The organism is Candidatus Mycobacterium methanotrophicum (assembly GCF_023515995.1).
In the GTDB taxonomy this organism is placed as follows: domain Bacteria; phylum Actinomycetota; class Actinomycetes; order Mycobacteriales; family Mycobacteriaceae; genus Mycobacterium; species Mycobacterium methanotrophicum.
Genome location: NZ_CP097320.1, coordinates 2,324,009 through 2,337,627 on the forward strand (window position 1 = coordinate 2,324,009; position 13,619 = coordinate 2,337,627).

Here is a 13,619-nt window from a genome sequence, read left to right on the forward strand (position 1 = left end):
CAATCCAGCGTCGGTCTGCTCTGCTACACCTGCGGGGTGACCACGCGGACCCGGCGGGCCGCCGCCTTCGAACCGATCGCGCGGGTGCTGCCGATGTTGTCGGTACCGCACCTGGACCGCGAGTTCGACTATCTGGTGGCCGCCGATCAATCCGACGACGCCCAGCCCGGGGTGCGGGTGCGGATCCGATTCCACGGCCGATTGGTCGACGGGTTTGTCCTGGAACGCCTCACCGACACCGATCACGTCGGCCAGCTGGCCTGGCTGGACCGGGTGGTGTCCGCCGAGACGGTGCTCACTCCGGAGATCCGTCGGTTGGTCGACGCCGTCACGGCCCGCTACGCGGGAACCCGTGCCGACGTGCTACGGCTGGCAGTACCGCCGAGACATGCCAAAGTGGAACGCGAAAACCCGACGCCGCCAGCGATTCCCGTCGTCGCCGTCGTCGACCGGACGGCTTGGGAGACATATAGCCGCGGCGGACAGTTCCTGACCGCGCTGAGCGAGTCGCGCGCCGCCCGCGCGGTATGGCAGGCGTTGCCCGGTGAGCAGTGGGCGGGCCGATTCGCCGAGGCCGCCGCGTTGACGGTGCAAAGCGGGCGTGCGGCGCTGGTGATCGTGCCCGATCAGCGCGACGTGGACGCGATGTGGCGCGCGGCGACCACGCTGCTCGATGAATCCATCGTGGTGGCGTTGTCGGCGGGGTTGGGTCCCGCCGCGCGCTACCGGCGCTGGCTGGCGGCGCTGCGGGGCAGCGCGCGGCTGGTGATCGGCACGCGCAGTGCGGTGTTCGCGCCGGTGAACGACCTCGGGCTGGTCATGGTGTGGGACGACGGCGACGACACCCTGGTCGAGCCTCGGGCGCCCTATCCGCACGCCCGCGAGGTCGCGATGCTGCGCGCTCATCAGCTGCGGTGCGCCGCGGTCATCGGCGGCTACGCCCGCACCGCGGAAGCTCATGCGCTGGTGCGCAGTGGATGGGCGCATGACGTGGTCGCTGCGCGCCCGGTGGTGCGCGTTCGCAGCCCGCGGGTGGTCGCACTCGAGGACGGTGGCTACGCGGAGGCGCGGGATCCGGCCGCCCGCACCGCGCGGCTGCCGTCGGTTGCGCTGCGCGCCGCTCGCTCGGCGCTGGAGGCGGGGGCGCCGGTGCTGGTGCAGGTGCCGCGGCGCGGCTACGTTCCGTCGCTGGCCTGCGGGCGTTGCCGGGCGATCGCTCGCTGTCGGCATTGCACGGGCCCGCTGTCACTGGACGGCCGCAACGAGACAGGTCCGGTGTGCCGATGGTGCGGTCGTTCAGACGCCGCGCTGCGGTGTGCGCGATGCGGGTCGGATGCGGTGCGCGCTGTCGTGGTCGGGGCGCGGCGCACCGCCGAGGAGCTCGGCCGGGCGTTCCCGGGTGTCGCGGTGATCACCTCGGCGGGCGAAGCGGTGGTGTCCGAGGTCGCCAGTCACCCGGCGCTGGTGGTGGCCACGCCCGGTGCGGAGCCGCGCGCGACGGGCGGATACGGGGCGGCGCTGCTGCTGGATAGTTGGGCGCTGCTGGGCCGTCAGGATCTACGCGCGGCCGAGGACACGTTGCGGCGCTGGATGGCCGCGGCGGCGTTGGTCCGATCTCGCAATGACGGGGGGGTGGTGACGGTGATCGCCGAATCATCGGTTCCCACAGTGCAATCGCTGATCCGCTGGGATCCGGTCGGCCACGCAGAGGCGGAGCTGGCGGCCCGCACCGAGGTCGCCCTGCCGCCGAGTGTGCACATGGCCGCTCTCGACGGCGCCGCCGATGCGGTCGCGGCGCTGCTCGACGAAATCGGCTTGCCCGATAGCGCCGAGCTGCTCGGCCCGGTGGAGCTGCCGGCGGGCGCGCGCCGACCGCCGGGGACTCCGGCCGACGTTGCGGTGATCCGGATGCTGGTGCGGGTCCGTCGTGAGCAGGGCCTGGCGCTGGCGGCCGAGCTGCGGCGCGGCGTCGCCGTCACCAGTGCCCGGCAAACCGACGAGCCGGTCCGGGTGCAGATCGACCCGCTACACATCGGCTAGGAGCGCGCGTCGGTAACGGTTCACTTGGAGCTGGCGCAGCGCGTCATAAATCTCCAGCCGGACCACCCGCCCTGCACTGCCGAATTATCGACGAACACGCGCCGATCATCACAGAGGCGCGGCTCACCGCTTCCGCGCGGTGACGAGCAGGTATTCCCAGCCCACGAGGCCGTCACGGAGGTGCCTCTCGGCGAGTTCGACGAGCTGGGCGTCGAGCGTGGCGGCGAGCACCGAATTGTTGCCGATGGTGCGGTAGGCGTTGATCGTCGGGCCGTAATGGCTCTTGAAGTAGTTGCGGCCGCGTCGGCCACCGCGGTCGTGCCAGCACCTGCACTGGGGTTCGAATCATCACTGCCATCGCCCGGCAACGCCGCGGTGCCCATCGATGCGGTTACCGCCTCGGGGTCGGGCCTCGATCCGGACATCTCGGTGGCCAACGCCGCCCTGCAGTCGGCGCGGATCGCCGCTGCTCGGCGTCTGGCACCCGAAACGGTTGCGGCACTGGTGCGTGACCACACCGCCGGTCGCGCATTGGGCTTCCTGGGGGAGACCGTAGTCAACGTCGTCGTACTCAAACCTTGCGCTAGATCAGCGGCAGCCACGCTGATGATTACCGTCGGTGCACTGTCCGGGCCTTCTGTGCGCAGCGACGCGTCGATTGCCTCGAGCAGGTCGCGCGCGGCCTCGACAGTAAAGTAGTCACCACGACCCTTGGCCGGCACTTGCTCGAGACATGTTATCTGGAATCGGATTTCGACTCGGTCGCCGCGCAGGCTCGCGGTGATCTTCGGGGTACCATCTGAGGAGCTGAGCCGAATCGCGTTGGCGGCCAGCGCTGTTATGACGCGGGTCAGCACCGCGGCATCGGAAATCACGTCGGGAATGTCTTCCGGCACTTCAACATTCACGGCATGCCGACCGGTCCCGAGTTCGTCGAGCGCCGCGGCCACGACTTCGGCCACGTCGACCTGACGTATCCGCACATCGAGCGCACCAGCCCGTGCCCTGGCCACATCTTCCAGTTGGTTCGCTAGCACGCCGATCCGGTCCACCGCGCGCTCCAGCGTGTCGATCGGCTCACCCTCCCGCGCCGCAGCCGGTGTGGCACGTAGCGCCACGACGGCCCGCTTCGCAGAGTCGACGCCGTCGACAAGGGCACGGCCGGCGGCGGCTGCCATTGCGGTTCGCATACGCTCACTCTGGGCCTGCTGTTCGGCGCCCGCGGCCCGCTCGCTGAGCTTGCGCTGGCTTAAGTACTCGGCGATCTGCGCCGCGCATGCGGTGAAAATCTCCAGGTCGGCCGCCGATAGGGCCGGACCGCGCGCGCCCAGCATCGACGAAGGATCCAACTCAGCCTGTACGGTGGCCTGCTCGGGCAGCTCCGGGAAATCAGTCCCGCAGCTGGCGCTGACGATCCAGGTGTCGTCATGCGTTCCTTCGGTGCGACGTTGCAGCACGCTCAACCCCTTCAACCCGAACGTCTCACGCACCAACTCCAACAATTGGGGGAGCCCGCCTTCGCCGCGCAATAGCGACTCGGCCATCGACGTCAGCACCGCGGCCTCCGCGATCGAACGGGTTGCCAAGCGCCGGCGCCGAGCGCTGACTTCTACTGTCCAGCTCACCAGCAGCGCCACCGCGACATACACGACCAGTGCCAGCGCATCGTTGAACAGCGCGACCCGGAGCGAATACAGCGGCCGGGTCAAAAAGATATCCGCGGCCGTCACGGAAACCACCGCGGCTATCAGCGCGGAATACCACCCACCCGCGACGGCTATCAGGACGATCACGAGCAGATACACCAGCAGATCACTCGGCAGGCTCAGCCGCGACCGGGCCAGTCCAAACAGGATCGTCACCGCCGGCAACAGCAGCGCCATCAGCATCAGCGCCCGGAGCCGCCGGCGCAGACCGACACCGCGTAGCTGCGGGAGCCGTGTGTTGGCCGTCGCTGAGGATGACGAGCGGAGCGCTTCCACGCGTGGCTCTCATCGTCGACTGCGTGGGACGGGAGGCGCCAACAATATGCGTAAGTCCTTCGGTAGTGGGGCCAAAGGTCCTGAGTTTGCTTCCGTCGGCTTCTGTCAGATTGCTACGAGCGTCGTCAGGGTCGCGCCGCTTGCGCTTAACCTGGAAGAGGCCGCTGATCGCCTGTTGCGTGATTTGCGCAGCCCTCTCTGCCAACCTGGGTTGAGGCACCCGCCCCTGACAATTAGTGACCCGAGGGCGGGATGGAGAGACTCACCGGTATGACGAACAAAGTGACGACATTGGTACAAGCGACCGGGATCGAAGATCCTGGTCGGCTGGCTGACGATGCAACGCAACGCCCCGATCCTGAGCTGCCTGAACGGGCCCAGCGGCGACCGTTCACTGCGAAGTACAAGCTGGAGGTGCTGGCCGAATACGACGCGGCGCCCGATGGTGAGAAGGGTGCGGTGCTGCGCCGTGAGGGGCTGTATTCCAGCCACATCGCCTAGTGGCGCAAATCCCGCGACGTCGGCGCGCTGGCGGGGCTGGCTGCCCCGCGCGGGCGCAAGCGGCGCAACCCACAAGCCGAGCGCATCGCCCGCTTAGAGGCCGAAAAGCCTCGACTGGAGCAGCAGTTGGCTAAGACCCGCGCCGTGGTGGCTGTCCAGGCAAAACTGCACGCTCATGCGGGTGATCGGTGTCAAGTGCGGGGTCCGTCGAGCCTGGTGAGCAGCTCTAGGTAGACCTTCTGTCTGCCCGGTGTTGAGCGTCTCTTTCTATGACGACCACGGTGGGGCGGCGCGTCAGTGTTGTTGAGCTGCGGCGGTGTGCAAGGTGTCGCGGTCGTGGGTCGGGGCAGTGATGATGCCTTGTGGGGCAAGCGGAGTGCCGATAGTTGCGGGGGCCGGGGCTGGTGCGGAAGGGTGCAACACCGATCGCCCCTTGCCGATGACGATGGGCGGCGAGGCGGTGGACCCTATGCCAGGAGCCCAACGCGGTGATCATCGTTGCCGACCCCCACGAGGCCCAGGCTGGGCTACGCGAGGGCCGGCTGGTGTGCCCGGCCTGTGGTGGGCGGTTCCTACAAGCATGGATTCTCGCGGCCGCGGCGGGTGCGTACCTGCGGCGGCGGGCGTCGCCACCTACGTCTGGCTCGGGTGCGCTGTACGAACCCGGCGTGCGGGCGCACGCACGTGCTGCTGCCGGCCTGGTGTGTGCCGGGTCGGGCCGACGATGCCAGCACCATCGGCGCGGCGCTGAGCGCCGCTGCCGCCGGCCAGGGGCATCGGCCGATTGCATCTGCGACGTCCCTGAGGAAACCCTGCGGTATGTGACCGCGTCGCTGCACGCGCACCGGCGCGAGATCGGCACCCGCGTCGGGCGACGCTCGGGCACGGCACGCACGCAAGCCAAGCTGGTGTTGCGCTGGTTCCGCGACGATGCCCCGATCCGACTGCTCGCGTTGGAGGCCGGGCTGCCGATCTCCACCTCCTACCGGTATCTGCACGAGGCGATCGACGTGATCGCCGACCAGGCTCCTGACCTGCACGACGTGCTCGACCAGGCGAAACGGGAAGGCTGGTCGCACGTGATGCTGGACGGGACGCTGGTCGAGATCGACCGGGTGAACGAGCGCACCGAGGTCGGCCATCACCGGTGGTATTCGGGCAAGCACAAGACTCAGGGTGGCAATGTGCAGATACTGGCCGACCCCGCTGGGTTCCCGGTGTGGTCCAGTGAGGTCGAGCCGGGCAGCACGCACGACATCACTGCCGCTCGCATGCATTGTCTGGGCGCGCTGTACAAGGCGGCCGCCGACGGTGTGCCAACCTTGGCCGATAAGGGCTACGAAGGCACCGGCATCGGAGTACACACCCCCATCAAGGGCCGCAACCTCGACATCGCCAACCAGAGCTACAACACGCTGCTCACCGCGGCACGAGCCATCGGGGAACGCGCCAACGCCGAACTCAAAGGACGCTGGCGATGCCTTCGCCGAATCCGTCTGTGCCCGAACAGAATCGGCCAGATCGTCGCAGCCGCGGTCGTACTATCAACCCTGCAAAGGGGACACTTGTCCTGCTTTTCGTTCATGGTTCGAGTGCCTCTAATTGTTTTAGGGAAAAGACCGGCGTTCTGTTTTTCAGGTAATTTTCGTTCACAAAGGGTGAACCCTGCGCGTATTTAGCGGCACTGTCCGTTACCAGGTCAAGCACCTCTGGCCTCATCATTTTCTCCGGTGGCTTTACTCCATCTACCAACATGCTTCTAATTAGGCTGCCGCTAAAGCGCTGAGCTTTCGAGTCGTGGCCGCAAAGAGCCGAGTTGGTGATTTCCGAACATTCCGGGCAGTACCAGTTCTCCCTGAGAAATACTGGCTTTATGGACAGTTTGTGTCGGTATTGCTTGAGGAGATTCTGCGCGTCATATGGGCCGTAGAAGTCGCCCACTCCTGCGTGATCTCGGCCAAACATGTGATGCGTGCATCCGAGATTCGTCCTCAGGATTGCATGGAAAATTGCTTCCCTGGGGCCCGCATACCGCATGTCCCACAGCGTGAAGGTCACCATGTGCACTTCATCGCGAAAGTACCTGTTGGTTCGCAGAGCGTCCTGTGCCAAAAGTATTGCTTCGTCTATGTAATCCCCAATCCTCTTCTCGCCTATGATTGCATTGACCAGCACTCCCGTGTTCAGGATATCAACGGGAATGTCTTCATTGGCGGCAAACCAGGCCTGTTTCATTAACGCTTCGTGACCGGTATGCGGAACATTTCTCGTTTGGTGGGCGACGACGTGCTTCCACCCCTTCCTGCTTAACGCATCCGCGTGCTGCCTTGGTGTGAACCAGTAGCGCTTAAATGGCTCGTTGAAGACGGGCTTGTTTATGAGTGTAATCCCGCCACCGATGAACCTATCCGCGTAGGCCATCGTCCTCTTCACGCCAGGGTGCCCGGTGTCCGTCGTGCCGTATGTTTTCTCGGACATGCGTTCCAGGTCATATCCGTATATCTCTTCAATTTCGAAAACTGCCATTGGCGCGCCAATATAGTCAAGAACTACGCTGTCTCCTTCCTTTAGATTGAGTTTCTTGATATTCGCCGTCGACATGTCGAACACTATGGGCATGCTCCAAAGTGTTCCGTCCGGGAGTTCCATGTCCGTCAAGACCCCGTCAACCTCATCCTTACGCATAAATCCTGTTAGAGGGGTGAAGAAACCGTAGGCAAGGCTGATTACTTCGTGTGCGATCGCCCTTTTTACCGGAACCCGCCGCATGCCTTTTATCTTCCTTGCGGCGTCCACGGTTGACACTCTATCCACTATCGGTTTTCCGTTGTGTCCTGCGTAATTCATGTTACGGCCCCTCATTCTCAAATATGGATTTGGCAGCTTTGGCTCGGGTGGTCACCCGGGCTCGCGGCGGGACGTCGGGTGTCGCCTCGGTGAAGGTCTTCTTTTCGCACGATGCGTTGGCGCACGGCCATTTACGTTTCCGCCACACCATCTGTGGCCGGTTCGGTCCGATCTTGATATCGCGTGGGCGGATGGTGACCCAACCGCGTGAACGGCGGGACCGGGTGTGGCACTTCGTGCACCCGCCGACGTACCCCTGGGGCGGTGTGCACCGTGACTACCCGCACGCCATCGTCATTGCGGTGCACCGCGTCAACGACGATGTCTTCGAGACCGAGCAGCAATGGACTACCGTTGGACAATGCTCGCGCCTTTCTTGTGGCTAGATGTGTGAGACCACCCGGTTCACAAGGGCACGAGCCCTCAATCGATCACCGACACGATCCGAATCGGTCACACCAGACCCCCATCAAGTCGGAAGAGCCGGTTTGCGGTGGGGCGCGGAACGGGGACAACTGCGCAGCGGGCGCCGCGGAACCCGCATGGGCGCACATCATCGCAGCATCCTGGGCCCACATCTCGTTGCAGGCGGCTTCGCTGGCGGCGGCTCGCCGAAGGGAATCAACGTGCTCACGGTCGCCGAGGAACCGGCATACTCGTACGTCGCGACCGCGTCTTGGACCTCGATCTCGGCGTAGTGGGTTTCGGTGGCCGCGAAGGCCGGCGTGTTCTGTCTGAAAAAATTGATCGCGATCAGCGCCGTCAATAGCGCCCGGTTGGCCGCGATCACCGGCGGGGGCACCGTCATCACGCATGCCGCCTCGTAGGCCGCCGCCGCCGCGGCTTGGGCGGCGGTGGCCGACAGCCATGCCACATACCGGATTGCCGCGCTGGCCATTGCCACCGAGGCGGGCCCCAGCCACTCCTGTCCGGTCAGCCCTGAGATCACCGACGAGTAGCTGCTTGCCATGGACTCCAGTTCGACGGCTAACGCGTCCCAGGCCGCCGCAGCAGCCAGCATCGGCCCCGACCCGGTACCGGCATACATGCGCCCGGAGTTGACCTCCGGCAGCGAACGCCGCGAAATCCAGCACCAACACTCTCCCGAGTCCAAGGCTCCTGATGACATGAAGTCCAAGCCAGCGAGTCGGTTCGGACGCTGACCTCGGGGTTTCGGCGCGGATACTTTCTGGGGGTTCACTGCGGATATCGACGAAACCGCAGGTCGGCTCGATCCACCGAGGCTGAAACGCCGTAAATGCGTTGCGGCGCGCGCGGTTCACTTTTGCGCCATGTCATCAGGAGTCCTGGGGTCAGACCACCGCCAGCTGATCCTTCTCACCGTTGACCCCGCCACGGCCCCGTGTTGGCGGCTACGCGGGTGCGCGATGATGGGCAGCGTGCTCACGAGATGTGTAGCCCGCATTCGGTTTTGGGGTGTCCTGGCCAGCGGCCACTGCGCCGGTCGGCGCCCGGAGCCGGTTTTGCCGTGCACGGGGCGCAGCCGATCGACGTGTAGCCCTCGTCGATCAGCGGGTTGACCAGCACATTGTTTTCGGCGATGTAGTCGGTCATGTCCTGATCCGACCAGGCGGCCAACGGGTTGACCTTCACCAGGTTGAACTTCTCATCGAAGCTGATCAACGGGGCGTTGGTGCGAGTCGGCGCGTCAACCCGGCGAATACCGGTGACCCACGCCGAATACCCGCGTAGCGCGGTGCTCAGCGGGACGACCTTGCGCAGCCGGCAACACTCGTTGGGGTCGCGGGCGAACAGGTCTTTGCCCAGCATTGCGTCCTGCTCGGCCACCGTGTGCGCTGGGGTGAGGTTGAGCAACCGGATGTCATAGGTTAGCTTGACCGCATCACGGGTGCCGATGGTCTCCGGGAAGTGATAGCCGGTGTCCAAAAACAGCACCTGCACACCTGGGCGCACCTTGGCCGCCAGATCCACCAGCACCGCGTCCTCCATGTTGGAGGCCACCACATAGCCGTCGGCGCCGAAGGTCTCGTCGGTCCAGCCCAACAGCTCGATCGCACCAGCTCCATCCATCTCGGCGGCACCACGCGCCGCCAACTCATACAGCTCCGCCTCGGTAAAACCGCGCGGCGGATCGCTCACCCGCGCCTCGGTCTGCGGCTGTGGTGAATCGTTCATGCCATGCCTCCATCTGATGCCTGCTGCGTGAAATCCCCAGACGTATCAGACCATTCGAGCGGAGTGCCGGATAGGCGGGTAGGGACCGACGTCCCGCTCGTTCGGGACGTTAGTCACTTCTGTTTTGCGTCTGAGTTAATGCGGCAGGAGCGGCAAAAAAATACCCAGCCAGATGTGGGCGTGTCGGATACGTCTGGAGGATTGTCATGTCATCTGCTGAACCCCGTGTTGCGCGACATTCGTTTTGAGGATGGCGGCGACATGCGCGGTGCACACGGTTTCCTGCGGTTTGGGGCGTCAGCTTGACGATGAGACGCGCCTGCCGGTCGGCGAATATGCGGTTGAGAGGCCCAGTGGTGTGGTGAAGAACACAGACTTCACCAATTTTCGGTGGCGCGAGTTCAGCCAGGCCTGACCCGCGGGGGCCGCAGCAGACGGCCACCGGTGATGACCACAATCAGCTGCCACCCCGAGAGGGGCAGCGCGGAGCCGAAAAAGCGCCGGACCGCCGCGGCGGCGGCGCCCAACGCGTCGACCGCATAGGCCAGGGGCGTAAGACCCGCCACGGGCAAGGCGGGATCCTCACAGGCCAGGTTGACCCGGGCGTGGGCCATGACGGCGCGCTGATGAAGCCATTCGCTACCGGCGCGTGCGGCGCGCAGCCAGCCGCGCACGGTGCCGGCCGACACGCCCAACCGCTCGCCAATCGGCCGATGCCCCTGGCCGCCGACAAGGGGCGATCGGTGTTGCACCCTTCCGCACCAGCCCCGGCCCCCGCAACTATCGGCGCTCCGCTTGCCCCACAAGGCATCATCACTGCCCCGACCCACGACCGCGACACCTTGCACACCGCCGCAGCTCAACAACACTGACGCGCAGCCCCACCGTGGTCGTCATAGAAAGAGACGCTCAACACCGGTGGGAAAGGGGCGCAAACCGCGGCGGGCGCTGCCGCCGAGCGAGAAGCGGGAGCTGTTCACCTCGGTGCTGACGGGGCAGTTCACCCGGCGGCAGGCCGCTGCGAAGTGGCGGATCGACCGCACCACGGTGACGATGATCTGCCGGTCGGGGAAGGAGGCCGCCCTGGCGGCGCTGCCGGCGAGGCCAGGGCGTCCGGGCAAGAGCCGCCGAGCAGGTCGAGTTGGAGGAAGTCAGGGCGGAGCTGGAGCAGCTGCGGGCCACAATCACCGGGCAGGCGGTGGAGCTTCATCTGTACCGGGGAAAATCGCGTTGAGACTGAACCGCCGGCCCAGTCCCGGCCCGTGTGGGCGCATCCGTCAAGGCCGGCATCTGCGGGCTGGTCGGTCACGCGGTGGTGCGCGGCTGGCCGGCCCGGGCGGCGTGTCGGGTGCTGGACGCGGACGACACGCGGGTGGCCCGCTGGGCCGCGCGCCGCGCCGCCGGCACCGCCGACCGCCTAGCCAACTACCTGCACTCCACCGGCCGCGACCAGCCCCAACCCCCTACTGGGCCGGCTACAACGCCAACCTGCTCATCGATCAGGTCAGCTTCACCGCCCACAGCCTGCGCGCCCACCGCCGAAAGCCGCTACAGTAAGCCCCCGTCACCGGTGAGCAGTTTCACCGAGCAAGACTGAGCACTTTCGATGAGCGTCATCAAAGCAGTGGGTTGGAGGCCGGCGTGATTACTTTGTGCGGATCCGGACCGAGAAGGTGACGGGGTGTCGACTGCGCGCAGAAGTCGACGACCACAGCTGAACCTCAGGTATGAGCCTTGTCCGATTGGAGCGGAACAGAATTCAGCGATTGAACTCGGAGATTATCTCGTCGACCGGATCGGGCATCGCGGGCCGCAACCGCTCGGGTCAGCCTCATTCCGTGATTCGCGTCGACAATGCCAACGACAATGCCAACTGTGAACACCAGCAACTCGCTTGGCATCTGGCCCAGGGATTGGCTGAGCGCACAGATCTGTACTAGCCCGCTGAGCTGGCCGGATTGAAACTGCCCGGAAGGCGACTCCCGAGCAATCACCCTGTGACCACGGCATCGCTATCAAACGATCGACCGTGACCGGCTCGCCCACGTTTGACCTTGGGTTGCCCGGCCACCGTGACGGCGAGTATTTCCCCGCCGTCCTGGTCGAGGGCCATGAGTTGGACTTGCCAGAGCACCGTGCGCAGGCCGCCGATCCGGGTCGTGCCGATCGGCGGTGAAGCACTGGACTCTTGGCTCGAAGTGCTCGTGCACTACACCCGCGCTGCCTTCGGCGAACTGTAGCCCGGCACCCCAGGCATATGGCCCGCTCTGCTGTTGACTTTACTGCCATGTGTGGGCATTCTTCGGCGGTTGGTACGGCTCCGGTAAGGGCCGAAGGTCACCACACCCGCAGGGAGGTTGGGACTTTCGGCGCTATTCTGCTGCGCCTGCCGAGCGGCATCGTGATCGCGGTAGGACGAACGCTGCCAGACCATGCTGAGGATTGGAGAGTGGAATGACTGCGACCACGGAGACCCGCCGGCCCGTCGCGGGCCGGATGCCCGGCCACATGAACGTCCTGCTGGCCGAAGTCCCCTACACCGACCTGGAGGAGATGGACGCGGCCCACCAGGAATTCCCGACCGCGGATGTGGCGCTCGTCGTCGGCGCCAACGACGTCACCCGCCGCCCGGGCAACCCCGTGTCGGGGATGCCGATCCTCAACGTCGACCAGACCAAGAGCGTCATCATGATCAAGCGATCCATGCGGCCCGGCTACGCCGGTATCGACAACGAGCTGTTCACCAACCCCAAGACCGGCATGCTGTTCTGCGACGCCAAGGCCGGCCTCGCCGAGATCAGCGCCGCCATCAAAGCGTTGGTGAGCAGCTGATGGCGACCATGCGCGCCTGGGAGGTGAACCAACCCGGCCCCGTCGATTCGGGTCCGCTGCGCCTCGTTGAACGGCCCGTCCCCGAACCCGGTCCCGGTCAGCTCCGCATCCGCGTCTCGATGTGCGGGGTGTGCCGCACCGACTTGCACCTGATCGAAGGAGATCTCCCTGCACACCAGCCCCACACCATCCCCGGCCACGAAGTGGTCGGCTATGTCGACCGCCTCGGCGAGGGCTGCGCAGACCACCAGCTCGGTCAGCGCGTCGGCGCGGCCTGGCTGGCGCGGACCTGCGGACACTGCCGCTTCTGCTGCCAGCACCGCGAAAACCTGTGCCTGGCGCCCACGTTCACCGGGTGGGACATCGACGGGGGCTTCGCCGAGTACATGGTGGCCGACGAACAGTTCGTCTACCAGCTTCCCGACTGCTTCGAGGACGACACCGTAGCCCCGCTGCTGTGCGCCGGGATCATCGGCTACCGGGCGCTGCGTCGTGCCGAGCTTCCCACCGGCGGGCGACTGGGCATGTACGGCTTCGGCGGGTCCGCCCACCTGACCGCCCAGGTAGCACTCGCGCAGGGCGCGACCCTGCATGTCATCACGCGCTCGGCCGAGGATCAAGAGCTGGCCCGCGCCCTGGGAGCGGCGTCCGTTGGTGGCAGCAACGACCGGCCACCGGAGCCACTGGATGCGGCCATCCTCTTCGCCCCGGCCGGCGATCTCGTCCCTCCCGCCTTAGCGGCGCTCGACCGCGGTGGCACCCTGGCCGTCGCCGGCATTCACTTGACCGACATCCCCCCGCTGCACTACCAAACCCACCTGTTTCAGGAACGTACATTGCGCAGCGTGACCGCCAACACCCGTGAAGACGGCCAAGAGCTGCTGGCCGTCGCCGAGCGCATCGGCATGCGGGTCACCACCACGCCTTACCCGTTCGAGGCCGTCGACAAGGCAGTGTCAGACCTCGCCCACGACCGGTTCAGCGGGGCAGCAATCATCCGGGTAGCCCCAGCGGCAGATCGCCGGCGGTCATCAAGCGTTATGCAGCGGAGGTGATGTCATACAAACCGCCTTAGCACGGGCCGCCACGGAGCGACGAGGAGATACTTGCTCTGTGATCGTGAGCCAGCAGACGAAAACGCTTGCCCGGCAATGTAAAAGATCTTCGCTCCTGGCACCCCCGTCATGCGCCACCGGCCACATCGGGCGCACAGGCAGGCCCGGAATAGTGCGCCATGGCTGCCGCGACATTCCCCTGTTC

Annotated in this window: 10 protein-coding genes and 6 pseudogenes; 9 read left to right on the forward strand and 7 right to left on the reverse strand. The window is 65.8% G+C overall.

Annotated features, from left to right (window positions below):
- Window positions 1–93: 93 nt before the first annotated feature.
- A complete protein-coding gene (locus tag M5I08_RS12235) occupies window positions 94–2,040 on the forward strand; it encodes a primosomal protein N' (RefSeq protein ID WP_219065934.1) in 1,947 nt (648 codons plus the stop codon).
- A gap of 123 nt (window positions 2,041–2,163) precedes the next feature.
- On the opposite strand, the pseudogene M5I08_RS12240 reads toward M5I08_RS12235, so the two are convergent.
- A pseudogene (locus M5I08_RS12240) lies at window positions 2,164–2,331 on the reverse strand (SAM-dependent methyltransferase); the annotation flags it as partial.
- An 81-nt stretch (window positions 2,332–2,412) separates the two neighbouring features.
- On the opposite strand from M5I08_RS12240, the pseudogene M5I08_RS12245 reads away from it, so the two are divergent.
- Window positions 2,413–2,647 (forward strand): annotated as a pseudogene (locus tag M5I08_RS12245) (potassium-transporting ATPase subunit C); the annotation flags it as partial.
- Window positions 2,648–3,674: 1,027 nt separating this feature from the next.
- Here M5I08_RS12245 and M5I08_RS12250 read toward each other — a convergent pair.
- Window positions 3,675–3,929: pseudogene (locus M5I08_RS12250) on the reverse strand (DUF4118 domain-containing protein); the annotation flags it as partial.
- Between the two features lie 363 nt (window positions 3,930–4,292).
- Between M5I08_RS12250 and M5I08_RS12255 the strand changes: the two are divergent.
- Entirely contained in the window at window positions 4,293–4,523 is a 231-nt protein-coding gene (locus M5I08_RS12255; RefSeq protein WP_370328611.1) for a hypothetical protein, read from the forward strand.
- A gap of 788 nt (window positions 4,524–5,311) precedes the next feature.
- Window positions 5,312–6,082: pseudogene (locus tag M5I08_RS12260) on the forward strand (transposase family protein); the annotation flags it as partial.
- Between the two features lie 22 nt (window positions 6,083–6,104).
- Here the strand turns inward: M5I08_RS12260 and sat are convergent.
- From sat to M5I08_RS12285, 5 genes and pseudogenes are all read right to left on the reverse strand, one after another.
- A complete protein-coding gene (sat, locus tag M5I08_RS12265; protein WP_219065905.1) occupies window positions 6,105–7,370 on the reverse strand; it encodes a sulfate adenylyltransferase in 1,266 nt (421 codons plus the stop codon).
- Between the two features lie 34 nt (window positions 7,371–7,404).
- A pseudogene (locus M5I08_RS12270) lies at window positions 7,405–7,593 on the reverse strand (ISL3 family transposase); the annotation flags it as partial.
- A 360-nt stretch (window positions 7,594–7,953) separates the two neighbouring features.
- Window positions 7,954–8,464: pseudogene (locus tag M5I08_RS12275) on the reverse strand (PPE family protein); the annotation flags it as partial.
- A gap of 310 nt (window positions 8,465–8,774) precedes the next feature.
- Window positions 8,775–9,527: a phosphoadenylyl-sulfate reductase gene (locus M5I08_RS12280; RefSeq protein ID WP_219065908.1), complete on the reverse strand. Its 753-nt coding sequence runs from the start codon at window positions 9,525–9,527 to the stop codon at window positions 8,775–8,777.
- Between the two features lie 401 nt (window positions 9,528–9,928).
- A complete protein-coding gene (locus tag M5I08_RS12285; protein ID WP_219066908.1) occupies window positions 9,929–10,216 on the reverse strand; it encodes a hypothetical protein in 288 nt (95 codons plus the stop codon).
- 575 nt (window positions 10,217–10,791) lie between these two features.
- Here M5I08_RS12285 and M5I08_RS12290 point away from each other — a divergent pair.
- The 5 genes from M5I08_RS12290 (at window position 10,792) to M5I08_RS12310 (ending at window position 13,414) form a co-directional block, all read left to right on the forward strand.
- A complete protein-coding gene (locus tag M5I08_RS12290) occupies window positions 10,792–11,124 on the forward strand; it encodes a hypothetical protein (RefSeq protein WP_219066907.1) in 333 nt (110 codons plus the stop codon).
- A 169-nt stretch (window positions 11,125–11,293) separates the two neighbouring features.
- Entirely contained in the window at window positions 11,294–11,467 is a 174-nt protein-coding gene (locus tag M5I08_RS12295) for a hypothetical protein (protein ID WP_249763474.1), read from the forward strand.
- Between the two features lie 89 nt (window positions 11,468–11,556).
- Window positions 11,557–11,703, forward strand: coding sequence for a hypothetical protein (locus tag M5I08_RS12300; protein ID WP_219066906.1), 147 nt, complete (start codon window positions 11,557–11,559; stop codon window positions 11,701–11,703).
- A 278-nt stretch (window positions 11,704–11,981) separates the two neighbouring features.
- Complete coding sequence (locus M5I08_RS12305) at window positions 11,982–12,359, forward strand: NAD(P)(+) transhydrogenase (Re/Si-specific) subunit beta (protein ID WP_219066905.1); 378 nt, start codon at window positions 11,982–11,984, stop codon at window positions 12,357–12,359.
- An 8-nt stretch (window positions 12,360–12,367) separates the two neighbouring features.
- A complete protein-coding gene (locus M5I08_RS12310; protein ID WP_219066924.1) occupies window positions 12,368–13,414 on the forward strand; it encodes a zinc-dependent alcohol dehydrogenase family protein in 1,047 nt (348 codons plus the stop codon).
- Window positions 13,415–13,619 lie beyond the last annotated feature (205 nt).

Bases quoted from the DNA above. Each gene is read 5' to 3' on its own strand.
- sat (WP_219065905.1), bottom strand. From the start codon at position 7,370: ATGAATTACGCAGGACACAACGGAAAACCGATAGTGGATAGAGTGTCA.
- M5I08_RS12255 (WP_370328611.1), top strand. From the start codon at position 4,293: ATGACGAACAAAGTGACGACATTGGTACAAGCGACCGGGATCGAAGAT.
- M5I08_RS12310 (WP_219066924.1), top strand. From the start codon at position 12,368: ATGCGCGCCTGGGAGGTGAACCAACCCGGCCCCGTCGATTCGGGTCCG.
- M5I08_RS12305 (WP_219066905.1), top strand. From the start codon at position 11,982: ATGACTGCGACCACGGAGACCCGCCGGCCCGTCGCGGGCCGGATGCCC.
- M5I08_RS12235 (WP_219065934.1), top strand. From the start codon at position 94: ATGTTGTCGGTACCGCACCTGGACCGCGAGTTCGACTATCTGGTGGCC.
- M5I08_RS12280 (WP_219065908.1), bottom strand. From the start codon at position 9,527: ATGAACGATTCACCACAGCCGCAGACCGAGGCGCGGGTGAGCGATCCG.